The following is a 22,686-nucleotide window of genomic DNA, read 5'->3' as shown; positions in this document are numbered from 1 at the left end:
TCGCGCCGTGATGAAATCGGTCAATTGATGCTGGCCATGCAGCAGATGGGCGCGGGCTTGAGCACGATTGTCAGCGGGTTGCAGGCGGGTATCGAACAGTTGGCCAGTTCGGCGCAATCGCTGTCGGCGGTGACCGAGCAGACCAACCTGGAGGTCAGCAGCCAAAAAGAGGAAACCGAACAGGTGGCGACGGCGATGAACCAGATGACCGCCACCGTTCACGATGTGGCGCGTAATGCCGAAGAAGCGGCGCTCGCGGCGCAGACCGCTGATGGCAAGGTCGAAAGCGGCCAGCAGGTGGTGCGCCAGAGCATGGCGCGGATCGAGCAACTGGCGGATTCGGCGACCTCGGCCAGTTCGAGCATCGAAAGTCTCAGTGCGGAAATCCAGAACATCGGCACGGTGCTGGAAGTGATCAAGAGTGTCGCCGAGCAGACCAATCTGCTGGCGCTCAACGCGGCGATCGAAGCGGCGCGGGCGGGCGAGCAGGGCAGGGGCTTTGCGGTGGTCGCCGATGAGGTGCGGGCGCTGGCCCGGCGCACGCAGCAGTCGACCGAGGAAATCGAGCGGCTGGTCAGTGCCTTGCGTTCGGCGGCGCATTCGTCGGTGCAGCAGATTCAGAGCAGTGGCGAACTGGTGAAACTGGCGGTGAGCGATGCGTTGCAGACCGAAAGCGCCCTGGGGAGTATTGCGGCGGCGGTTTCGTTGATTCAGCAGATGAACCAGCAGATTGCGGCGGCGGCCGAGGAGCAGAGTTCGGTGGCCGAGGAGATCAATCGCAGTGTGACGAGTATTCGGGCGAGTGCGGATCAGTCTTCGATTGCCATGCGCGGGAATGCGGCTTCCAGTGTTGAGCTGGCGCAGTTGGGGAGTGAGCTTCGGGGGATGGTGGGGCACTTTCGGCTTTGACCTTGGCGGCCTTTGGGCCGACCAGGTTCCCGTTTTATTGCGTTCATATCCGTTTCTGCGGGTGCTGCCGCTGGCGGTTTCGCCCTTACGGCGACTCCCTTTGGCAAACGCCCCAAAGGAAGCAAAGGTCTAGGCCCCGGCGTTCGGCACCTCGCTGTGGCTCGGCGTTCCTTCGTTCCGGGATTCATCCGGGGGCATCGCCTACGGTTTGCTTCGCTGCACCTCCTCTCGATGCATGCGGCTTCGCCGCACGGTCGCTGCGCTCCCACCCCCGGATAAATCCCTCCACTCAGCCTTCCGATGGGGCCGGCACGTCAAAAGCCTTACTCGAGCTAACGCTCATCGTGTTGAGTGGTGGGAAGCCAAAGCCAAAGCAGAAGCAAGAGTAGAAGAAGCATAGGATTCAGAAGGTGCAGCAGGTGCAGCAGGTGCAGCAGGTGCAGCAGAGTGAGTTGAGTTGCATGCGTTTCAACCTGAGTGCGACTCGGTATTTCACGTCGGCGTACCTCCCCCAATCACCTCGGTCAGTCCGCTCTCACTCCGGGCGGTCCGACGTTTCGGGAGGGCTAGGGTGAGGGCGCTTTTGATTTTGATCTTCTCCGCGGGCAATAAAAAAGCCACCTCCCGGTGGCTTCTCTCTCCGACTGCACTCAGTCGTAAATCACTTTCTTCTTCCAGTCCGCATCAGCCTCGACATCTTTGAGGCCGGCAGTCAGTTGGTTTTCTTCGCCTTCGACCGGGGCAATCTTGTCCATGACCTGGGCGTTGGCGCGGGCCAGGAGTTTTTCCAGGTATTGGAGTTGTTCGGCGTAGATTTGCGGGTCCTGCTGTTTGCGCAGGTATTGCACGCCGCGTTCGAAGGCGAGGCGGGCCTGGCCTGGCTGGTTTTGCTGGAGGGCGTGTTGGCCGAGGTTGTTGAAGAACTCGATGTGCAGCAATACGAGGATGTGGCGGACTTCGCGGATCCAGTGTTTGGCTTCGTTCGGTGGCAGGAAGCCGTCCTGCGCGGCGCGGGTGATCTGGCCGTGGAGGGCTTCGAGGAGGAAGCGGACGTCTTTGGCCTTGGCTTCGGTCTGGATCGGGGCCGGCGGGTTGTTGACCGGGATCGATTCGCCCTGGGCGACGAGGGCGCTCAGTTCTGTGATGCGGGCCTTGGTGGTGGCGCTGGTCTTTTCCAGGTTCAGCAGACGCTGGCAGACGTTCAGCTCAAGGCGGGTCAGCAGCAGCTTGAGGGCCGGGGTCATGAACTGGCCGGGGAAGGTTTCAGTCAGTTCGCCGCAACGGCGCAGGCGGTCGTTGAGTTCGACCTTGGTGCGGGCCTTCTCCAGTTTGGTGTTTTCCACCACATGGTTCATGTAGCCAATGGCGATCAAGATTGCGATCCCGGCTATGACTAGCAGGGTGATCATGAGTGGTGTCACCGGTAAGACCTCTTTATAGGGTTCGCGTGCGAGTGTAGTGGCTTGGCATACAGGAGCCTAGCGCCGCTCGACGGGTTTGGATCGGCGAAGCTGAATCTGTATCGGCCAGGAACCGGCTTATATAAATGCTGGCCCTTGGGGTGCAGATTGCCATCACCTGTGCCGTGGACTATAACGCCTTGGCGAGTGTCGGAATATAGGCGTCAATCGCCGGGCGATGCAAAAGCCGGAAACGGTGCGTAAAGCAGGTCGAAGTCATTGATTTAAATAAATTTATATCTGGGGGTTGACGACCTTTCAATCCATCCATAGAATGCGCGCCACTTGCAGCGTAAAGCACACAGCGAAACGCGGCAGGGAGTGAATGTTGTAGTGTGTCCCCTTCGTCTAGTGGCCTAGGACACCGCCCTTTCACGGCGGTAACAGGGGTTCGAGTCCCCTAGGGGACGCCAATGCGGGAATAGCTCAGTTGGTAGAGCACGACCTTGCCAAGGTCGGGGTCGCGAGTTCGAGTCTCGTTTCCCGCTCCAATTTTAAACAGCAACGCTTTCGGGCGGTGCTGAGTGAAACCAGAACCCAATCTTCGGAGGCGGATCTGGACACCGAAACACACACCATGTGTTCCGGGTAGCGTGTCCCCTTCGTCTAGTGGCCTAGGACACCGCCCTTTCACGGCGGTAACAGGGGTTCGAGTCCCCTAGGGGACGCCATTTGCGGGAATAGCTCAGTTGGTAGAGCACGACCTTGCCAAGGTCGGGGTCGCGAGTTCGAGTCTCGTTTCCCGCTCCAAATTCAAAAAGCGCCGCTTTGCAAAGAGCGGCGTTTTTATTAGTGAAAGTTGTAGCCTGTGTCCCCTTCGTCTAGTGGCCTAGGACACCGCCCTTTCACGGCGGTAACAGGGGTTCGAGTCCCCTAGGGGACGCCATTGCGGGAATAGCTCAGTTGGTAGAGCACGACCTTGCCAAGGTCGGGGTCGCGAGTTCGAGTCTCGTTTCCCGCTCCAAATTCACAAAAACGCCGCTCAGTGATGAGCGGCGTTTTTGTTTGTGCGGTTTTTGTCAGGCAATAGAAAAGGACCTCGCGGTCCTTTTTTGTGGGCCCGCCAATGTGGCGAGCCCGGTACGCGATCAGAGTTTCGGCAATTGCCCGATGCGTCCCATCATTTCGGTGACGATCTGCAGGTCCAGCAGGAACTGGTCAACGGTCTTGAATTCGCCATCGGTGTGACCGGTGTACTTGACCTCAGGTCGCGCCAGGCCGAATTGCACGCCGTTCGGCAGTTCATGCACCGAGGTGGCGCCAGCCGAAGTACCGAATTCGTGTTTCATGCCCAGGTTTTCGGTGGCCACGGCCAGCAGCGCCTTGACCCACTCACCTTCTGGATTGCGGTACATCGGTTCGGCGATCGAATAGTCGAAGTTGACCGCGACATGGGTCTTCTTGCTCCAGGCCGCCAGTTTGTCGGCGATTTCGCGCTTGAGCACTTCCGGCGACTTGCCCTTCGGCACGCGCAGGTTGACCGCGAGTTTGAAGGTTTTGTCGTCCATGCCGACGTAGGTCAGGGACGTGGTCAGCGGGCCCATGAAGTCATCGGCGAAGCCGACGCCCAGCTTGCCACCCTTGTAATCCAGGCCCCAGTTGTCGGCGGCGTAGTGGGCAGCGTCGGTGATGTGGTTGTGCTTGAAGGCGATCTTGCCGTCCACGCTGTGGATGAAGTCGAGCATGCGCGCGACCGGATTAACGCCGGATTCTGGCTCGGACGAGTGCGCGGAAACACCGGTGACGGTGAGTTTGACGTCTTTGCCATCGACCTTGGCGTTCACTTCGAAATCGCCGCCATTGCGCTTGGCGTATTCAGTGCCGGCCTTTTGCAGGCTGGCCGCCAGCTCGGCGGGTTTGTCAGTCACCAGCGTGACGACCGAAACCGATGGAATCTGGTTGGTCGCCAGGCCTCCGGTCATCGAGGCGATCTCCGCGCCTTTACCCTCGGCCTTGCGCTTGGCGAACTCGGCCATGACGGTGCCGTAGCCTTTTTCCGCAATCACTACGGGATAGCCGCCATCCAGTGCCAGGTTGTACTCGGGCGTCGGGTTGCGTTCGAAGTAGTAGGGAATCGCGTCACCGGTAGTTTCTTCGGTGGTGTCCACCAGCAGTTTGAAATTGCGCGCCAGTGGCAGCTTCTCTTCCTTGATCACCTTCATGGCATACAGCGTCACGACGATGCCGTTTTTATCGTCCTCGGTGCCGCGGCCGTACATGCGGTCGCCGATCAACGTGACCTTGAACGGGTCGAGTTTGGTGCCGTCCTTCAGCACCCAGTTTTCCGGCGTTACCGGCACCACGTCGGCGTGAGCATGAATGCCGACGACGTCCTTGCCGCTGCCGTCGAGGGAGATTTCGTAGACGCGGTTGTCGATGTTGCGGTAGTTCAGGCCGAAAGACTCAGCCAGATCCTTGATCTTGCCGGCGATCTTGATGAATTCGGGGTTGTCGTGCTGATCGACGCCGTCCTTGCGGAAGGTCGGGATTTCCACCAGTTCACGCAGGGTTTCCAGGGCGGCCTTGCCGTACTTCACGCGGGTGTACAGACCGAGCAGGCGATGGATTTCGTTTTGCTGTTCGGCGGTCAGCGTCTTGTTGTCGAGGAAGGCGCTGATGGCAGGGCGCAGATCGTCGGTTTTGCTCAGGTCGTTCTTGGCCAGATCACCGAGAAATACTCTGAAGTCACTGACCTTTGCCTCATTGAAGGTCTTGAGAATGGTCGCGCTCTGCTGCTCGGTTAGGTTGGCTTGGGCTGGCAGCGTGACGGACGAAAGGCTGGCCAGAATCAGCGTCGACGCGGCCAGTTGCTTGAGTGAAAAATCCATTGCTAAGGGCATTCCTTTGCAGGCGATGAGAAGGAGTTGTCTGACCGATGCGTCAGACGGTCTCGCAAACTACCACCACACGAGCGTGCCCGGGAGCCCCCGGAGTGGGACGCGTCGCACAGAAATGCAAAAGCGGCGCAGAATCGAAAAAGCCCGTCCAATCTGTCTGAATCGGGCTTCTCCGATCAGCATGCTTACATCGACAGCACCAGACGCCCGGCAAACAGGATCAGAATCACCCCCATGCTGCGCTCGAACCAGTGGCCCATGCGCATGAACAGCACGCGCACTTTGCTGCTGGAAAAGAACAGCGCGACGATCACGAACCACAACGCATTCACCCCGCACATCCACAACCCGTACAGGGCCTGGATTTGCAGCGGCGTGCTGGCGCTGATGATCGTGGTGAAGATCGCCAGGAAAAACAGCGTGGCCTTGGGGTTGGTGGCGTTGGTCAGGAAACCGGTGGAAAACGCCTTGAACAGCGATTGCTCGACCAGTGGTTCGTCACTGGTCTTTTCGCCTTCTATTGTCGTTTTGGGTTTGCTGCGGATCAGGCTGACGCCCAGATAAAGAATGTAAGCACCACCGACCACTTTGGCGACGGTCAGCAACCACGGCGTGGTGTGCATCAAGGCGCCGACGCCCAGCAGGGTGTACAGCACGTGCACGGAAATCCCCGCGCCGATGCCCAGTGCCGTGCAGATGCCGACCAAACGACCGAAGCGCACACTCTGGCGGATGGTCACGGCGAAGTCCGGGCCGGGAGCGACCACGGCCAGAAAGTGGATGGTGGCCAGCGCCAGAAACTCGCCCAGATAATTCGATGTCATTTCAGCTCCAGAAAGTCAGGGGTGAGGCATTGCCGCGATAGCCGACAAAAAACGAAAGGCTCAAGCGCGGATCGGCCACGCCCGGCGTTACCGAGTGCATGCGACGCGAATTGAACATGATGAAATCCCCCGGTTCCGGGCGAACTTCGAGGGCGGGCGGGCCGAGCAGTGCCGGGTCGATGCCGTAGCTGTCGCCGCGCATTTCGTCGAAGCGGTCCGGGGAAATGTCGTCTTCCCACATCTGCAACGCGCCGCCTTCGGTCGGCATGTTGAGGTAGACGTTGCAGGCAAACTGCGCCTCCAGGCTGCGGGCCTGAAAACTGTCCGGGGCGTCCTTGGCGAAGATGTCGTGGTGGGCCAGAAAGCACACGCCCGGTTTCACCACGCGGGACAGGCCGACGTACATCTTGCGACCGTAGAGGTTTTCCAGGTGGGCACCCGCCGGCCAGGATTCGTCGAGCATGCAGCGCAAGGTATCGACCGGCGACGAGTAGGGTGCGCAACGGTTACGTAGTTCGGCGATGTTGCTGGTGGCGCGCTCGAAATAATCTTCGATCAGCAGCGGCTGGTTTTCCGCCTCGTAGAACGCCATGCCGATGCGGCCGATGCTCGGCGCGTTGATGTAGCCCTCGAAGCCGGGGGCGAGGATCTTGTCGCCAATCTGGATTGCCTGCGCCTGGGGCAGAAAGCCTTTGAAGCGGATGGCGAGGACTTCTTCGTTGGCCAGTTTTTTTATGCACGTCTCATCGAGACGCTCGACGTCAAGCATCATGGTTTCAGGTCCATCTATCGAATAGTCAACGGAACCGGCGAACGCGGTTCCCCCGGCGTCGGACGCTGCATCTGGCAGCGCCCGAAATCCTCAATCCACGCTGTAGTGGACGGACAACGTGCCTTTCTTCTGCGAAAGGGACGCGATCGTGACTGTGCCCAAATCCTTCAGGCTGCGTACATGGGTGCCACCGCAGCCATAGGCTGGCAGTTCACCGAAACCGATTTCCCGCGCGCCTTCGCGCAGGGACGTCAGGCGTGGCAGGTCGTGTTCGATCCATTGCCCGATGCCGTATTGAACGGTTTGCGCATCGACTTCCTGGGCCGAATCTCCGGGTTTGAATTGAACCCGGCCCTCGTCCGGCCAGTGGTGCGCCTTGATCGGCATCCAGCCCATGGCCTGGACGAAGTGGCCGATCAAATGTCCGGCAGAGTGCATGCGGGTGTTGAAGCGGCGGCGTTCTTCGTCGACGCGAATCTGGGTCATGCCCAGTGGCACCGGCTGATCGACAAAATGAATGATCCGGTCCGGTTCCTGGACGATGCGCAGAACCTTGCTTTCGCCAATCCAACCGGTATCGCAGGGTTGGCCACCGCCCTGGGGATGGAAAAGCGTGGCGCGCAACACAACGGCGAACTCGTTCTGGTGGGGCGTGCAGTCGAGGACTTCCACATTGGCCTTGAGGTCATCACTATGGAAAAAGAGGCGAAGCGTCATATTCCATGCCCTTATTAAAGTTTCTTTTTTAATTATATGAATCGTGCAATAACGTGATAATCCGTTCAAACATCAAAGGACTGTTGCGCTGTGAGCATAAATCTTCCCCTGCCGCTGCTTGGTGAGATGGCGATTTTCGTCAAAGTCGTCGAGACCGGCAGTTTCTCCGAAGCCGCTCGCCAGTTGGGCTCATCGCCCTCGGCAGTCAGTCGCAGTATTTCCCGGCTGGAGAAAGCGCTGGCCACGCGGCTGCTGCAACGCACCACGCGCAAACTGCGCTTGAGCGACGGCGGGGAAGAGGTGTTCAAGCGCTGCCAGGAAATGGTCAGCGCCGCCAAGTCGGTGATGGAGATCAGCGGCCAGTTCACCCACGAAGCCGAAGGTCTGGTGCGGGTCAGCGTGCCGAAAGCGGTGGGGCGATTCGTGATTCATCCGCACATGCCGGAGTTTCTGCGGCGCTATCCGAAGGTCGATGTGGAGCTGTTGCTGGAGGACCGCCAGGTCGATCTGATCGATGACCATGTCGACCTGGCCATTCGCATCACGGATCGCCCGCCGGCCGGACTGGTCGGCCGACAACTGCTGACCATCGACCATTTGCTCTGCGCGACGCCGCAATATTTGGCTGAACACGGGACGCCAACTCATCCCCACGACTTGCTCAACCACAGTTGCATTTACCTGGGCGAAACCCCGAGTGATGCGCGCTGGAAATTCAAGAAAGGCACCAAAGCCGTCACCGTCGGCGTGCGCGGCCGGTATGCCGCCAATCACACCGGCGTGCGTCTGGGCGCCGTGTTGCAACACATCGGGATTGGCAGCCTGCCGTATTTCACCGCCCGTTATGCGCTGGAGCAGGGGCTGATCTTGCAGGTGCTGCCGGACTGGACATTCCTGGCGTCGTACCACGGCGGATTGTGGTTGCTGCATTCGCCGACGCGCTATCTGCCGCCGAAGCTGCGGGTATTCATCGACTATCTGGTGGAGTGTCTGGAGAAAGAGCCGACCCTGAGCAAGCCGGGGAAGTCTGGCGGTGCGAAACCGTTGGCCGAGTACGAATTGCCCGAGAGTGAAGGGCTGCTTTGATTCCATAAAAAAGGCCCGCATGGATCACCGTGCGGGCCTTTTCATTACCGGGGAAAATCAGTGCTTGCTGTCCTGGGCGGACATCGCCAGCAGCTGTTTTTCCTGGTTCCAGTCGAACGGTTCGTCGTTCTGTTCGGCTTCGTAGCGGCGTTCTTCCAGTGCCTGATACATGTCGATTTCTTCGTCGGACAGGTAATGCAGGCAGTCGCCGGCGAAGAACCACAGCAGATCCCGCGGGATCAGGTGGGCAATTTGCGGGTAACGGGTAATCACTTGAGTCAGGATGTCCTGGCCCAGGTATTGGCTTTCGATTGGCTCGATCGGCAGTGACGCCAGCAGTTCGTCGAAACGCTCCAGGAACAGGGCATGGCTTTCTTCGGGAACCTGATCGGCCTCACCTACGGCGACCAGGATACTGCGCAGATGGTCGAGCAAAACCAGATGATCGGCAACGACGTTGGACACGAGATAAGTCCTCAAGAGCAAAACGGGCGCGGGAGTATAAAGCGCCCGCGCCCGTTTTTCACTGATTGAAGGGATCAGCGGATTTTGCCTTCCGCGGGTTTGAGTTGCTCCTTGTCGAAATCATCGACATCGATCACCTTGCGCCGCGCCGCTTCGGCATCACGCAGGGTCTGGGCTTCCACGGCCTGCAACACCCCGGCTTCCAGTGCCGCATCGATGGCGTGTTCGCCAGCTACCGGTTTGACTTGACCGCTCTTGAGCGACGTGTGCAATTTTTTGTGCAGCGGCTGAGCAGCGTTCAATTGATCGCAGGCATGTTGCAGCGCACCGACCGCATCGTCGGCCGATTGCGGGCGATAGCAGCCGGCAAGCAGTTCTTCCAGCGCCGGATCGCCCTTGGCCCGGCCGATGACCGCAGCCACCTCGGCACCGAGTTTGTCCGAAGGCCCTTTGTGACGGCGGCCGAACGGGAACACGATCACGCGCAACAGGCAGCCAAAGACTCGGTTCGGGAAGTTGGTCAGCAGTTCATCCAGCGCCTTTTCCGACTGGCCGAGGCTTTCTTCCATGGCCCATCTGAACAGCGGTTCCATGTACGCCGGGGAATCGAGATCGTGATAACGCTTGAGCGCCGCTGACGCCAGATACAGGTTGCTCAGCACATCGCCCAATCGTGCTGACAATCGCTCGCGACGCTTCAGCTCACCCCCCAGCAACATCATGCTCAGGTCGGCAAGCATGGCAAAAGCGGCAGCCTGACGGTTGAGCGCACGGAAATAGCCCTGGCTGAGCTTGTCGCCCGGCGCATGTTCGAAATGGCCGAAGCCAAGGTTCAACACCAGGGTGCTGGCGGCGTTGCTCACGGCAAAGCCGATGTGCTTGAGCAGCAGGCCATCGAATTCCTTGAGTGCCTGATCCTTGTCCTCGTGTCCGGCGAGGGCCATTTCCTTGAGGACGAACGGATGGCAGCGGATGGCGCCCTGGCCGAAGATCATCAGGTTGCGCGAAAGAATGTTCGCGCCTTCCACGGTGATGAAGATCGGCGCGCCGTTCCAGCTGCGACCCAGGTAGTTGTTCGGGCCCATGATGATCGCCTTGCCGCCGTGTACGTCCATGGCGTGGCTGATGCACTCGCGACCGCGTTCGGTGAGGTGGTACTTGAGGATCGCCGACAGCACGGAAGGCTTCTCGCCCAGATCCACCGCGTTGGCGGTCAGCATCCGTGCGGCGTCCATCATCCAGGCGTTGCCGCCGATCCGCGCCATGGCTTCCTGAATGCCTTCGAACGCTGACAGCGGCACGTTGAACTGCTCGCGAATCTGCGCGTATTGCCCGGTCACCAGACTGGTGAACTTGGCCGCGCCGGTACCCACTGCCGGCAGCGAGATCGAACGCCCGACCGAAAGGCAGTTCATCAGCATCATCCAGCCTTTGCCGAGCATGTCCTGGCCGCCGATGAGGAAGTCCAGCGGGATGAACACGTCCTTGCCGGAGTTGGGGCCGTTCATGAACGCAGCGCCCAGCGGCAGGTGGCGACGACCGATTTCCACGCCGGGAGTGTCGGTCGGGATCAGCGCGAGGCTGATGCCGAGGTCTTCCTTGTCGCCGAGCAGGTGATCCGGGTCATAGGCTTTGAAGGCCAGGCCGAGCAAGGTCGCGACCGGGCCGAGGGTGATGTAGCGTTTTTCCCAGTTCAGGCGCAGGCCGAGGGTTTCCTGACCTTCCCATTCGCCTTTGCAGATGATCCCGGTGTCGGGCATGGCGCCGGCGTCTGAGCCGGCAAGCGGGCCGGTCAGCGCAAAACACGGAATGTCGTCGCCCCGGGCCAGCCGTGGCAGGTAATGATTGCGTTGTTCGTCTGTGCCGTAATGCAGCAGCAGTTCGGCCGGGCCGAGGGAGTTGGGCACCATCACAGTGGAGGCGAGGTCGCCGCTGCGGGTCGCCAGTTTCATTGCCACCTGGGAGTGGGCGTAGGCGGAGAAACCCTTGCCGCCGAATTCCTTGGGGATGATCAGGGCAAAGAAACCGTGTTCCTTGATGTGAGTCCAGGCTTCCGGCGGCAGGTCCATCGACTGGCCGATCTGCCAGTCGGTGACCATGGCGCAGAGCTCTTCGGTCGGACCGTCGATGAACGCCTGTTCTTCTTCACTCAGTTGCACTTTGGGATAGGACAGCAGCTTGTCCCAGTCCGGACGGCCGCTGAACAGTTCGCCGTCCCACCACACCGTGCCGGCGTCGATCGCGTCGCGCTCGGTCTGCGACATCGGTGGCAGGGTTTTCTGGAACCAGCCGAACAGCGGCGCGGTGAAGTGTTTGCGGCGCAGGTCAGGCAACAGCAGCGGGGCGGCGACCAGGGCCAGCACCACCCAGAAAATCAGCAGCAACCAGCCCGGTGCGTGGCTGAAAATTCCCATCGCCAGCAGGTAAGCGGCAACGATGCCCAGTGCCGGCAGCGGGGCGATGCGCCGGTGGGCCAGATACGCCACGCCGACGATCAGAACCAGTATCCACAACAACAGCATATTTAATCCTCCGTGAACCAGGGCGAACCGACCCTCCAGAGCTTAGACGGCATCTGCAAAACGGGGCGGTCAGAGCAAGGTGATTGAAATCGTGGGAAACCCCGGATGTCTTTTGTAGGTTCGGTGGGCAACACGCGTGGGAAATCGTTCGCCGCTTCCGCGTCTTTACGTGCATGTTTGGCCGAAACGTCGTTATCTCTGTGCTGAACCTCTCGCTAGACTCGGGGCTCAATCAGGAGAATGTCGTCATGCACGAGTATCTGAGCCCCGGCCGCTTCATCGATAGTGACCACCCCTCGGTGGTGGAGTTCGCCGAGCAGCACCGTGGTGCCAGTCGCGATCCGCTCGCGCAGGCGATCAGTCTTTATTACGCCGTGCGCGAGGCGGTGCGTTACAACATGTACACCTTCAGCCGCGACCCGCAGACCTTGCGCGGCAGCTACGCGCTGGCGGCAGGTGAAAGTTATTGCGTGCCCAAGGCCACGTTGCTCGCCGGTTGCGCGCGCCATTGCGGGATCCCCGCACGCATTGGTCTGGCGGATGTGAAAAATCATCTGTCGACGCCGCGTCTGCTTGAACTGCTGAGAAGCGAAGTGTTCGCCATGCATGGTTATACCGAGCTGTTTCTCAATGATCGCTGGGTCAAAGCCACACCCGCGTTCAACCAGAAACTCTGCGAAATGTTCAACGTTGCGCCGCTGGAATTCGACGGCATGAACGACAGCGTTTTTCACTCGTACAACAGCGATGGCGCGCTGCTGATGGAGTACCTGGTCGATCACGGCCAGTTCGCCGATGTACCGGAATCTTTTTTCTTCGAACATCTGCAGAAATGTTATCCGCACCTGTTCAACGATCAGCAGACGCCACTGTCCAGTGACATGCGCGGTGATGTCGGCAGTCTCTGATCCGGCGTATGCTGCCTGCCCATTCACTGGAAAAGAGGCGGTCATGCTGAAGATCTGGGGTCGCAAGAATTCGTCGAATGTCAGAAAGCCGTTGTGGGCTGCCGAAGAGCTCGGGCTTGCCTACGAGGCCATCGATGCCGGTGGCGCGTTTGGTGTGGTCGACACGCCGGAGTACCGGGATATGAACCCGAACGGGCGGGTGCCGGTGATTCAGGACGATGGTTTCGTGTTGTGGGAATCGAATGCCATCGTGCGTTATCTGCTGGCAAAACATGCGGCCGATACTTCGTGGTATCCGACGGATCCGCAGACCCGCGCCACCGCTGACAAGTGGATGGACTGGACGACTTCCAGTTTTGCCGGACCGTTTCGCACAGTGTTCTGGGGCGTTCTGCGTACCCCGGCAGACAAGCAGGACTGGCCGGCCATCCACGCGGCGATCAAGGAATGTGACGGCTTGCTGGCGATGGCCGATCAGGCACTGAAGCACCAGCCGTATCTGTCCGGGAGTGAAATCGGCATGGGCGATATCCCGCTCGGCAGTTTCATTTATGCCTGGTTCGAGATGCCGATCGAGCGCGCGCCACAACCGAATCTTGAAGCCTGGTACGCACGGTTGAAGCAGCGTCCGGCGTATCAGAAAGCTGTCATGACCGCGTTGACTTAATACCTACTATCGACACACTTGACTGTACTTGTGCGGCGACGGCAAGCACCATTGCGCTCGAGCGCTGCGGTTGTCTTCCTCGCCGCCGGCCTTTTATCAGTCCTTTTTTCTTCACTGGGTGCGTAAATCCGATATGAGTTCCGCTCTGTCCATCCGGCAGCTAACCAAAACCTACGGCAACGGGTTCCAGGCCTTGAACGGTATCGATCTGGACGTCGCCGAAGGTGACTTCTTCGCCTTGCTCGGCCCCAACGGCGCCGGCAAATCCACGACCATCGGCATTCTCTCGACCCTGGTCAACAAGACCAGCGGCACCGTGAATATCTTCGGCCACGACCTGGACAAGAACCCGGCGGCGCTCAAGCGCTCGATCGGCGTGGTGCCCCAGGAGTTCAACTTCAACCAGTTCGAAAAGACGTTCGACATCGTCGTGACCCAGGCCGGTTACTACGGCATTCCGGCGAAGATCGCCAAGGAACGCGCCGAGCAGTACCTGACCCAACTCGGCCTGTGGGACAAACGCGATGTGCCGTCACGTTCGCTGTCCGGCGGCATGAAGCGGCGTCTGATGATCGCCCGGGCGTTGGTGCATGAGCCGCGTCTGCTGATCCTCGACGAGCCGACTGCCGGCGTCGACATCGAACTGCGCCGCTCGATGTGGACGTTCCTCACCGAACTGAATCAGAAAGGCATCACCATCATCCTCACCACCCACTACCTGGAAGAGGCTGAGCAGTTATGCCGCAACATCGGCATCATCGACCACGGCACCATCGTCGAGAACACCAGCATGCGTCAGCTGCTCGGACAACTGCATGTCGAAACCTTCCTGCTGGATCTGAAGAACGGCCTGAGCGCTGCGCCGCAACTGGCAGGCTATCCGGCGCGCCTGGTGGACGGCCATACGCTGGAAGTCCAGGTCGACAAGTCCATGGGCATCACTGCGCTGTTCGGCCAACTGGCCCTGCAGAACATCGAAGTGCTGAGCCTGCGCAATAAAACCAATCGCCTCGAGGAGCTGTTCGTGTCCCTGGTGGAGAAGAATCTGTCGAAGGTGGCGGTATGAGTTCCGAGCTGCGCCCCAACCTCGTTGCCCTTAACACCATCGTTTACCGCGAAGTCAGACGCTTCACCCGGATCTGGCCGCAGACCCTGCTGCCGCCGGCGATCACCATGGTTCTGTATTTCGTGATCTTCGGTAACCTGATCGGCCGGCAGATCGGTGACATGGGTGGCTTCACCTACATGGAGTACATCGTGCCGGGTCTGATCATGATGTCGGTGATCACCAACTCCTACGGCAACGTGGTGTCGAGCTTCTTCGGCAGCAAGTTCCAGCGTTCCATCGAAGAGTTGATGGTGTCGCCGGTTTCACCGCATACGATCCTGATCGGCTACACCCTTGGCGGCGTGCTGCGTGGCTTGATGGTGGGCGTCATCGTGACGATTCTGTCGTTGTTCTTTACCAGTCTGCAGGTGCATCACCTGGGCGTGACCGTTCTGGTGGTGGTGCTGACGGCGACGATCTTCTCGCTGCTGGGCTTCATCAACGCGGTGTTTGCGCGCAACTTCGATGACATCTCGATCATCCCGACCTTCGTGCTGACCCCGTTGACCTACCTTGGCGGTGTGTTCTATTCGATCACCTTGCTGCCGCCGTTCTGGCAGACCGTGTCGCTGGCCAACCCGGTGCTGCACATGGTCAACGCCTTCCGTTACGGCATCCTCGGTGTGTCGGACATCCGCATCGGTATCGCGATCACTTTCATGCTGGTGGCGACCGTGGCGCTGTATTTCGGTTGCGCACGGCTGCTGGTGAGCGGGCGCGGAATGCGTACCTGATTTCTTCAATGCTGCAATGAAAAACGGCCTCCCACAGTGGAGGCCGTTTTGCATTCAGCGCATGCGACTTTTCTTGCGCCGCGCCCATTGCCGGGCCACCCACCAGCGCCAGTACAGCATCACCAGACAGTAGGCGAGGGCGCCCAGTGCCAGCCCGACCACCACCGAACCCAGCAGGAACGGTTGCCACAGGGTCGAAAGCTCGCCGCTGATCCATTCCCAGGTCAATTCGTCTGGAAGTGTGCGGGCGGGAACATCCATCAGCCAGGCCCCGACTTGATAGGTGCAGAAGAACACCGCCGGCATGGTGATCGGATTGGTCAGCCAGACCAGGCTGACGGCAATCGGCATGTTGCCGCGCACCATGATCGCAAGTACGGCGGCCACCAGCATTTGTGCGGGAATCGGCAGAAACGCGGCGAACAGACCAACGGCCATGGCGCGGGCCACCGAGTGTCGGTTGAGGTGCCAGAGGTTCGGGTCATGCAGCAACGTACCGAGAAAGCGTAAGGATTTGTGTTCCCTGATGCTCGTCGGGTCGGGCATGTAACGTTTGAATAAGCGCCGGGGCATAAGGCTTCTCGGTCGGTTAAGGCGGCAAGTATGTCTGGATTCTACGAACCGCCCATTCAGACTTTGTGACAATTGATAACGACGCCCGTGCCCCGCAGCCGCTATGCCTGAAGGTGGGACTCTCAAGGACGGGCTTATGCGCACAGGGATGATGGCGCTGGCGGTCGGTCTGCTGGCAGCGGTTTTTTTACCGGCCTTGCCGCCGGTCGGGTTATTGCTGGTGTTGCCGTGGGTGGCGCTGATGCTGCTGCCGTTTCGCAGCTATCCACTGGCGTTTTTACTGCTTGGATTCGCATGGGCGGGATTCAACGCGCAACTGGCGTTGAATGATCGACTGCCGTCCCGGCTGGATGGCGAAACGCGCTGGGTGGAGGGCCGGGTCGTCGGCTTGCCGCAGAGTGCCGAGGGCGTCGTGCGGTTTGAGCTGGCCGATGCGCGTTCGCGTCACGACAAACTGCCATCGCTGATGCGTCTGGCCTGGTACGCCGGGCCCGAAGTCAAAAGTGGCGAACGCTGGCGATTGGCGGTCAAGCTCAAGCGTCCCGGTGGCCTGCTCAATCCGGATGCGTTCGATTACGAGGCCTGGCTGCTGGCGCAACGCATCGGTGCTACCGGGACGGTGAAGGATGGCCAGCGTCTGGCGCCGGCGCAGTGGGCCTGGCGCGACAGTATTCGCCAGCGCCTGCTTGCCGTTGACGCCCAGGATCGTAACGGCGCCTTGGCCGCGTTGGTGCTCGGCGATGGTTCCGGCCTCAGTCGCGAAGACTGGCAGATCTTGCAGGACACCGGCACCGTGCACCTGCTGGTGATTTCCGGTCAGCACATCGGGCTGTTGGCGGCGTTGATGTATGCGCTGGTCGCCGGGCTGGCGCGGGTCGGGATCTGGCCGCTGCGTTGGCCCTGGCTGCCCTGGGCGTGCGGTCTGGCATTCGCGGCGGCGCTGGGTTACGGCCTGCTGGCTGGATTCGATGTGCCGGTACGACGGGCCTGCGTGATGGTTGCGCTGGTGCTGTTGTGGCGTTTGCGCTTTCGTCATCTCGGCGCATGGTGGCCGTTGCTGCTGGCCTTCAATGGCGTGTTGTTGATGGATCCGCTGGCCAGCTTGCGTCCGGGGTTGTGGCTGTCTTTCGCGGCGGTGGCTGTGTTGATCTTCACCTTCGGCGGCCGTCTGGGGCCGTGGCGCTGGTGGCAAACCTGGACGCGCGCGCAGTGGTTGATCGCGATCGGCCTGTGCCCGGTGCTGCTGGCGCTGAGTCTGCCGATCAGTCTTAGCGGGCCGCTGGCCAATTTGCTGGCGGTGCCGTGGGTCAGTTTTGCGGTGCTGCCGCCGGCGTTGCTCGGGACTTTGTTGCTGTCAATTCCTCATGTCGGCGAAGGGTTGCTGTGGCTGGCCGGCGGACTGATCGATGGATTGTTCCGGGCGCTGGCCCTGATTGCCGGACGCTGGCCGGCGTGGGTTGCAGAATCGATGCCGGGCTGGATCGTGGCGCTGGGTTGCATCGGTGCAGTGCTGTTATTGCTGCCTCGAGGCGTTCCTTTGCGCCCGCTGGGCTGGCCGTTGCTGCTGGTGCTGGCATTTCCGCCCCGGGAGCGACTGGCCGAAGGCGTGGCGGATGTCTGGCAGCTTGATGTTGGCCAAGGGCTGGCGATTCTGATCCGCACGCGCCATCACGCCTTGCTGTACGACAGCGGCCCGCGCTTCGGCGATTTCGATGTCGGCGAGCGGGTGGTGTTGCCAGCCCTGCACAAGCTGGGCGTCGAGCGACTCGACCTGATGCTGCTCAGCCATGCCGATGCCGATCACGCGGGTGGTGCACTCGCCGTGGCGAAAGGACTGGCCGTCAGTCGGGTCATCAGTGGCGACCCGCCGGGTCTGCCCGAGGCGCTGAACGCCGAGGCCTGTGAAAGCGGTCGGCAATGGCAGTGGGACGGCGTTGCCTTTCATCTATGGCAATGGGCAGAAGCCCACGACAGCAACCAGCGTTCCTGCGTGTTGCAGATCGAAGCCAACGGCGAGCGGTTGCTGCTGACCGGTGACATCGACAGCGCTGCCGAACGGGATTTGCTTTACAGCGCACTGGCGGTTCCGACCCAGTGGCTGCAAGCCCCGCACCATGGCAGCCGCAGTTCCTCATCGATGGCCTTGCTCAAGGTTTTGCAGCCCCAGGCCGTGCTGATCTCCCGGGGGCAGGGCAACTCGTTCGGCCATCCACACCCGACGGTCATCGCCCGCTACCGCAAACAGGGAATACACATCCACGACAGCGCCGAACAGGGCGCCATTCATCTGCAACTGGGGCGGTTTCAGCCGGCCCGGTCGATGCGTCAACAACGCCGGTTCTGGCGCGCGCCGCCGTTGCCGGGGACGGAGTACCGTTGAGCACGGTCGTCGGGGCGACGGGTCTTTATCACGAACCGGTATGGTAAAGTGGCGCACTTTTTCGAGGGGGCTGTCACTGTGTGGGAATTGGTCAAATCCGGCGGCTGGATGATGTTGCCGATCATTCTGAGTTCCATCGCCGCCATGGCGATCGTCGCCGAGCGCCTGTGGACCCTGCGCGCCAGTCGCGTCACCCCTGAGCATCTGCTGGGTCAGGTCTGGGTCTGGATCAAGGACAAGCAGCTCAACAAGGAAAAACTCAAGGAATTGCGCGCCAACTCGCCGCTGGGGGAAATCCTCGCCGCAGGCCTGGCCAACTCCAAGCATGGTCGCGAGATCATGAAAGAGTGCATTGAAGAAGCGGCCGCCCGGGTCATCCACGAGCTGGAACGCTACGTCAACGCGCTGGGCACCATTGCCGCCATGTCGCCGTTGCTGGGTCTGCTGGGCACGGTGCTGGGCATGATCGATATTTTCAGTGCCTTCACCGGCTCCGGCATGACCACCAATGCTGCGGTGCTGGCCGGCGGTATTTCCAAGGCGCTGATCACTACCGCTGCGGGCCTGATGGTCGGTATTCCGGCAGTGTTCTTCCACCGTTTCCTGCAACGCCGCATCGATGAACTGGTGGTGGGCATGGAACAGGAAGCGATCAAACTGGTGGAAGTGGTGCAGGGCGACCGTGACGTCGATCTGGCCGGGGGCAAAGCGTGAAATTCCGTCGCAAGCCCCGGGAAACCATCGACATCAACCTCGCGTCGCTGATCGACGTGGTGTTCATCCTGTTGCTGTTTTTCGTCGTGACCACCACCTTCACCCGCGAAACCCAGCTGCGTGTCGACCTGCCGGAAGCGGTCAGCGGCTCGCCGGCCGAGGATCAGCAGGTCAAACAACTGGACGTGGCCATCAGCGCCGAAGGCGTGTTCTCGGTGAACAACAGGATTCTGCCGAAAAACGATCTGGCGACGTTGATGGAAGCCATGCAGAAAGAAGCCAACGGCGACACCAATATGCCGCTGTCGATCAGTGCTGACGGCAAGGCTCAGCATCAATCCGTGATCACCGCCATGGATGCGGCCGGCAAGCTCGGTTTCAGCCATCTGCGCATGACCACGGTCGAGGCGGCGCCCAAATCCTGATGGCCATGTCCGATCGTCTGCTCGCCGCGTGGTATCAGGGGCACCCGGCCCTGACGCTGTTGCGGCCGCTGGAGTGGCTGTACCGCCGCGTGGTGGCGGGCAAACGTCAGCGTTTTCTCGATGGCGAAGGTGAGATCTACCAGTCGCCGGTGCCGGTGATCGTGGTCGGCAACATCACGGTCGGCGGCACCGGCAAGACACCGATGATCCTGTGGCTGATCGAGCACTGCCGACGCCACGGGCTGCGGGTCGGCGTGGTCAGCCGTGGTTACGGCGCCAAACCGGCGCAACTGCCGTGGCGGGTCGACGCTGAGCAGACTGCCGACATCGCCGGCGACGAGCCGTTGCTGATCGTGCAGCGCACCGGCGTACCGCTGATGATCGATCCCGATCGCAGCGCCGCCGTCAGAGCCCTGCTGGACAGCGAGCCGCTGGACCTGATCCTGTCCGATGACGGTATGCAACATTACCGCCTCGCGCGGGATCTGGAACTGGTGTTGATCGACGCCGCCCGAGGCCTTGGCAACCAACGCTGCCTGCCCGCCGGCCCCCTGCGCGAACCGGTCGAGCGCCTGCAAAGCGTTGACGGGGTGCTGTTCAACGGCGCCCTTGAGGATCGCGACGGCGGTTTCGCTTTCCGTCTCAAGCCCTCGGCGCTGGTCAACCTGCGCAGCGGTGAACGCCGGCCGCTCGATCATTTTCCGCCTGGTCAGGCCGTGCACGCGGTGGCCGGGATCGGCAACCCGCAACGTTTCTTCAATACCCTCGAAGCGCTAGACTGGCGGCCTGTGCCCCACGCCTTCGCCGACCACGCCGAATACAGCGTGCAGGCCTTGAGTTTCACGCCGTCATTGCCAGTGGTGATGACTGAAAAGGACGCGGTGAAGTGCCGTGCCTTCGCTGCCGATGATTGGTGGTACCTGGCGGTCGATGCTGTGCCGTCGCCGGCCTTCGTGGCCTGGTTCGACACGCAGTTGATGCGCCTGTTGCCGGATCGTCTTTTGCCTTAATCCGTTTTTATCCAGGGAATGTTCATGGACACCAAATTGCTCGACATCCTCGCCTGCCCGGTCTGCAAAGGCCCGCTCAAGCTCAGCGCCGACAAGACCGAACTGATCAGCAAGGGCGCCGGTCTGGCGTACCCGATCCGCGACGGCATCCCGGTCATGCTGGAAAGCGAAGCCCGCACCCTGACCACCGACGAGCGTCTGGATAAATGACCACCGACTTCACCGTTGTCATCCCGTCGCGTTACGCCTCGACCCGCCTGCCGGGCAAACCGCTGCTGGACATCGCCGGCAAGCCGATGATCCAGCACGTCTGGGAACAGGCGAGCAAAAGCAGCGCCAGCCGTGTGGTCGTGGCGACCGACGATGCGCGTATCGTCGAGGCCTGCAAGGCTTTTGGCGCCGAAGTAGTGCTGACCCGTGAAGATCATAATTCCGGCACCGATCGTCTGGCCGAAGTGGCGGCGAAGCTGGGTCTGGAACCGGATGCCATCGTGGTCAACGTGCAAGGCGACGAACCGCTGATCCCGTCGAGCGTGATCGATCAGGTCGCCGCGAATCTTGCGGCCCACACCGAAGCGCGCATGGCCACCCTGGCCGAGCCGATCGAAGACGTGGAAACCCTGTTCAACCCGAACGTGGTCAAGGTCGTCAGCGACCTCAACGGTCTGGCGCTGACCTTCAGTCGCGCGACCCTGCCATGGGCCCGCGATTCGTTTGCCAAGAGCCGCGACGTGCTGCCGGAAGGCGTGCCGTATCGTCGTCACATCGGCATTTATGCCTACCGCGCAGGCTTCCTTCAGGACTTCGTGAGCTGGGGTCCGTGCTGGCTGGAAAACACCGAATCCCTCGAGCAATTGCGTGCCCTGTGGCACGGCGTGCGGATTCATGTGGCTGACGCGTTGATCGCGCCGCCGACCGGGGTCGACACCGCCGAAGACCTCGAGCGTGTCCGTCGCCTGCTGGAGGCCTGATGCGCGTTCTGTTCGTGTGCCTGGGTAACATCTGCCGTTCGCCCACCGCCGAAGGCGTGTTGCGCCACAAGTTGCGTGAAGCGGGGCTGGCGGATCAGGTCGAAGTGGCCTCCGCCGGCACTGGCGACTGGCACGTTGGCAATCCGCCGGACAAGCGCAGCCAGGCGGCGGCCAAGCTGCGCGGTTATGACCTGTCGGCGCAACGCGCGCAGCAGGTCAGCCGCGCCGATTTCGCCAGCTACGACCTGATCCTCGCCATGGACAACAGCAATCTGCGCAATCTCAAGGCGCTGCAACCGTCCACCGGCAAGGCCGAGCTGGACTTGTTCCTGCGGCGTTATGAAGGTGAAGTCGACGAGGTGCCGGATCCGTATTACGACGGCGATCAGGGCTTCGAGCAGGTGCTGGATCTGATCGAGCGTGCCTGCGATCAGTTGTTGATTGAAGTGAAGGGGCGGTTATGAGTTTGCAGGTGCAACCGCAGGTTTCCCTGAAACCCTTCAATACCTTCGGCGTTGATGTGCGCGCACAGCTGTTTGCCGAAGCCCACAGTGACGCCGATGTGCGCGAAGCCCTGGCTTACGCGACTTCTCACAACGTGCCGTTGCTGGTGATCGGCGGCGGCAGCAACCTGTTGCTCACGGCGGATATCCCGGCACTGGTGCTGCGCATGGCCAGCCGTGGCATCCGTGTCATCAGCGACGACGGCAATCGTGTGGTGATTGAAGCCGAAGCCGGTGAGCCGTGGCACCCGTTCGTGCAGCACACGCTGGCGCAGGGTTTTTCGGGACTGGAGAATCTCAGCCTGATCCCCGGCACTGTCGGCGCTGCGCCGATGCAGAACATCGGTGCTTACGGCGTCGAGATCAAGGATGTGTTCGCCGGCCTGACGGCGCTGGATCGCCAGACCGGCGAGCTGCGCGACTTCAGCCTGGAGGAATGCCGGTTCGCCTATCGCGACAGCGTGTTCAAGCAGCAGCCGGGGCGTTGGCTGATTCTGCGGGTGCGCTTCGCACTGGACCGAGTCGCGCATTTGCATCTGGAATACGGTCCGGTGCGTCAGCGTCTGACCGAGCAGGGCATCGAGCAACCGACGCCGACAGACGTCAGTCGAGCGATCTGCAGCATCCGCAGCGAAAAACTGCCGGACCCGGCGGTGCTCGGCAATGCCGGCAGCTTCTTCAAGAACCCGCTGGTGTCGGCGGCTGTGGTTGCACAGATCAAGGCGCAGCATCCGGATCTGGTGGCCTACGCGCAACCGGACGGGCAGATGAAACTGGCGGCCGGCTGGTTGATCGAGCGTGCCGGCTGGAAAGGTTTCCGCGAGGCCGATGCCGGCGTGCATAAATTGCAGGCGCTGGTGCTGGTCAACTACGGTGCGGCGACCGGGCTGCAATTGCTCGATCTGGCGCAGCGCATCCAGAAAGACATTTCAGAACGTTTCAATGTCGAGCTGGAAATGGAGCCCAACAGGTATTGAGGCTACGCTTTCAAGGCTGAACCCAAAGCCCTGCACTTATTTAAAAAGTGCAGGGCTTTTTTGTTAATCGCGGGTTAACGTAGCCAGCTAACGATACCAACCATTTGCTCCACCAAAGGCCCGG

The 22,686-nt window shown here is 60.9% G+C and carries 22 protein-coding genes and 6 tRNA genes; 20 read left to right on the top strand and 8 right to left on the bottom strand.

From position 1 onward, the window contains the following. Positions 1-27 precede the first annotated feature (27 nt). On the top strand, positions 28-909 hold the full coding sequence (locus K3819_RS29740) for a methyl-accepting chemotaxis protein (protein WP_371857911.1): 882 nt from the start codon (positions 28-30) through the stop codon (positions 907-909). A 650-nt stretch (positions 910-1,559) separates the two neighbouring features. Here the strand turns inward: K3819_RS29740 and K3819_RS21605 are convergent. Next, the gene (locus K3819_RS21605) at positions 1,560-2,318 is read right to left on the bottom strand and encodes a hypothetical protein (protein ID WP_011335462.1); all 759 of its coding nucleotides are present in this window, start codon (positions 2,316-2,318) and stop codon (positions 1,560-1,562) included. A gap of 388 nt (positions 2,319-2,706) precedes the next feature. Between K3819_RS21605 and K3819_RS21600 the strand changes: the two genes are divergently transcribed. The 6 genes from K3819_RS21600 to K3819_RS21575 all read left to right on the top strand — a co-directional run bounded on the left by K3819_RS21600 (position 2,707) and on the right by K3819_RS21575 (position 3,333). Beyond that, positions 2,707-2,782 (top strand) — tRNA-Glu (locus tag K3819_RS21600). A gap of 2 nt (positions 2,783-2,784) precedes the next feature. Then, positions 2,785-2,860 (top strand) — tRNA-Gly (locus K3819_RS21595). Positions 2,861-2,964: 104 nt separating this feature from the next. Further along, positions 2,965-3,040 (top strand) — tRNA-Glu (locus tag K3819_RS21590). Positions 3,041-3,043: 3 nt separating this feature from the next. Next, positions 3,044-3,119, top strand: a tRNA-Gly gene (locus K3819_RS21585). A 60-nt stretch (positions 3,120-3,179) separates the two neighbouring features. Then, positions 3,180-3,255, top strand: a tRNA-Glu gene (locus K3819_RS21580). A gap of 2 nt (positions 3,256-3,257) precedes the next feature. Beyond that, positions 3,258-3,333 (top strand) — tRNA-Gly (locus K3819_RS21575). A 124-nt stretch (positions 3,334-3,457) separates the two neighbouring features. Here K3819_RS21575 and K3819_RS21570 read toward each other — a convergent pair. The 4 genes from K3819_RS21570 to K3819_RS21555 all read right to left on the bottom strand — a co-directional run bounded on the left by K3819_RS21570 (position 3,458) and on the right by K3819_RS21555 (position 7,519). Further along, complete coding sequence (locus K3819_RS21570; protein ID WP_221397913.1) at positions 3,458-5,197, bottom strand: dipeptidase; 1,740 nt, start codon at positions 5,195-5,197, stop codon at positions 3,458-3,460. Between the two features lie 194 nt (positions 5,198-5,391). Further along, positions 5,392-6,030 carry a LysE family translocator gene (locus tag K3819_RS21565; RefSeq protein ID WP_221397912.1) on the bottom strand — a complete coding sequence of 213 codons (639 nt, stop codon included), beginning with the start codon at positions 6,028-6,030 and terminating at the stop codon, positions 5,392-5,394. A 1-nt stretch (position 6,031) separates the two neighbouring features. After that, positions 6,032-6,802 (bottom strand): 2OG-Fe(II) oxygenase, encoded by a 771-nt coding sequence (locus K3819_RS21560; protein WP_064598593.1) that lies wholly within the window; start codon positions 6,800-6,802, stop codon positions 6,032-6,034. 90 nt (positions 6,803-6,892) lie between these two features. After that, entirely contained in the window at positions 6,893-7,519 is a 627-nt protein-coding gene (locus tag K3819_RS21555) for an alanyl-tRNA editing protein (protein WP_221397911.1), read from the bottom strand. A gap of 90 nt (positions 7,520-7,609) precedes the next feature. Between K3819_RS21555 and K3819_RS21550 the strand changes: the two genes are divergently transcribed. Beyond that, positions 7,610-8,605, top strand: a complete 996-nt coding sequence (locus tag K3819_RS21550) for a LysR family transcriptional regulator (protein WP_221397910.1) — start codon at positions 7,610-7,612, stop codon at positions 8,603-8,605. A gap of 57 nt (positions 8,606-8,662) precedes the next feature. On the opposite strand, the gene K3819_RS21545 is transcribed toward K3819_RS21550, so the two are convergent. Together K3819_RS21545 and K3819_RS21540 are read right to left on the bottom strand one after the other, a co-directional pair. Next, a complete protein-coding gene (locus K3819_RS21545; protein WP_007950758.1) occupies positions 8,663-9,070 on the bottom strand; it encodes a PA2817 family protein in 408 nt (135 codons plus the stop codon). A gap of 74 nt (positions 9,071-9,144) precedes the next feature. Then, positions 9,145-11,592, bottom strand: a complete 2,448-nt coding sequence (locus K3819_RS21540; protein ID WP_221397909.1) for an acyl-CoA dehydrogenase — start codon at positions 11,590-11,592, stop codon at positions 9,145-9,147. Between the two features lie 248 nt (positions 11,593-11,840). On the opposite strand from K3819_RS21540, the gene K3819_RS21535 reads away from it, so the two are divergent. From K3819_RS21535 to K3819_RS21520, 4 genes are all read left to right on the top strand, one after another. Then, on the top strand, positions 11,841-12,500 hold the full coding sequence (locus K3819_RS21535; protein WP_085612110.1) for a transglutaminase family protein: 660 nt from the start codon (positions 11,841-11,843) through the stop codon (positions 12,498-12,500). A gap of 43 nt (positions 12,501-12,543) precedes the next feature. Then, complete coding sequence (locus K3819_RS21530; protein WP_085612111.1) at positions 12,544-13,167, top strand: glutathione S-transferase family protein; 624 nt, start codon at positions 12,544-12,546, stop codon at positions 13,165-13,167. Between the two features lie 133 nt (positions 13,168-13,300). Beyond that, entirely contained in the window at positions 13,301-14,233 is a 933-nt protein-coding gene (locus K3819_RS21525; RefSeq protein WP_221397908.1) for an ABC transporter ATP-binding protein, read from the top strand. Continuing rightward, positions 14,230-15,009 carry an ABC transporter permease gene (locus K3819_RS21520; protein WP_085612112.1) on the top strand — a complete coding sequence of 260 codons (780 nt, stop codon included), beginning with the start codon at positions 14,230-14,232 and terminating at the stop codon, positions 15,007-15,009. The genes K3819_RS21525 and K3819_RS21520 overlap by 4 nt, the downstream gene beginning before the upstream one ends. Positions 15,010-15,063: 54 nt before the next feature. Here K3819_RS21520 and K3819_RS21515 read toward each other — a convergent pair whose 3' ends face one another. Next, positions 15,064-15,582: a DUF2062 domain-containing protein gene (locus K3819_RS21515; protein ID WP_085612113.1), complete on the bottom strand. Its 519-nt coding sequence runs from the start codon at positions 15,580-15,582 to the stop codon at positions 15,064-15,066. A 136-nt stretch (positions 15,583-15,718) separates the two neighbouring features. On the opposite strand from K3819_RS21515, the gene K3819_RS21510 reads away from it, so the two are divergent. The 8 genes from K3819_RS21510 to murB all read left to right on the top strand — a co-directional run bounded on the left by K3819_RS21510 (position 15,719) and on the right by murB (position 22,562). After that, a complete protein-coding gene (locus K3819_RS21510) occupies positions 15,719-17,962 on the top strand; it encodes a DNA internalization-related competence protein ComEC/Rec2 (RefSeq protein WP_221397907.1) in 2,244 nt (747 codons plus the stop codon). A 78-nt stretch (positions 17,963-18,040) separates the two neighbouring features. Further along, the gene (locus K3819_RS21505; protein ID WP_163976130.1) at positions 18,041-18,676 is read left to right on the top strand and encodes a MotA/TolQ/ExbB proton channel family protein; all 636 of its coding nucleotides are present in this window, start codon (positions 18,041-18,043) and stop codon (positions 18,674-18,676) included. Continuing rightward, positions 18,673-19,101 (top strand): biopolymer transporter ExbD, encoded by a 429-nt coding sequence (locus tag K3819_RS21500; RefSeq protein ID WP_039770694.1) that lies wholly within the window; start codon positions 18,673-18,675, stop codon positions 19,099-19,101. Before K3819_RS21505 ends, K3819_RS21500 begins: the two co-directional genes overlap by 4 nt. Continuing rightward, complete coding sequence (gene lpxK, locus K3819_RS21495; protein WP_221397906.1) at positions 19,101-20,111, top strand: tetraacyldisaccharide 4'-kinase; 1,011 nt, start codon at positions 19,101-19,103, stop codon at positions 20,109-20,111. Before K3819_RS21500 ends, lpxK begins: the two co-directional genes overlap by 1 nt. A gap of 24 nt (positions 20,112-20,135) precedes the next feature. Further along, a complete protein-coding gene (locus K3819_RS21490; protein WP_003179363.1) occupies positions 20,136-20,321 on the top strand; it encodes a Trm112 family protein in 186 nt (61 codons plus the stop codon). Next, positions 20,318-21,082 (top strand): 3-deoxy-manno-octulosonate cytidylyltransferase, encoded by a 765-nt coding sequence (gene kdsB / locus K3819_RS21485; protein ID WP_221397905.1) that lies wholly within the window; start codon positions 20,318-20,320, stop codon positions 21,080-21,082. The genes K3819_RS21490 and kdsB overlap by 4 nt, the downstream gene beginning before the upstream one ends. Beyond that, a complete protein-coding gene (locus K3819_RS21480; RefSeq protein WP_064598568.1) occupies positions 21,082-21,546 on the top strand; it encodes a low molecular weight protein-tyrosine-phosphatase in 465 nt (154 codons plus the stop codon). Before kdsB ends, K3819_RS21480 begins: the two co-directional genes overlap by 1 nt. Then, positions 21,543-22,562: a UDP-N-acetylmuramate dehydrogenase gene (gene murB / locus K3819_RS21475; protein ID WP_221397904.1), complete on the top strand. Its 1,020-nt coding sequence runs from the start codon at positions 21,543-21,545 to the stop codon at positions 22,560-22,562. The genes K3819_RS21480 and murB overlap by 4 nt, the downstream gene beginning before the upstream one ends. The last annotated feature ends 124 nt before the right edge of the window (positions 22,563-22,686 follow it).

Source organism: Pseudomonas sp. 3-2 (genome assembly GCF_019710535.1).
GTDB lineage: Bacteria > Pseudomonadota > Gammaproteobacteria > Pseudomonadales > Pseudomonadaceae > Aquipseudomonas > Aquipseudomonas pharyngis.
The sequence above is the reverse complement of the archived record's forward strand: the minus strand, read 5'-3'. Positions and strand labels throughout refer to the sequence as shown.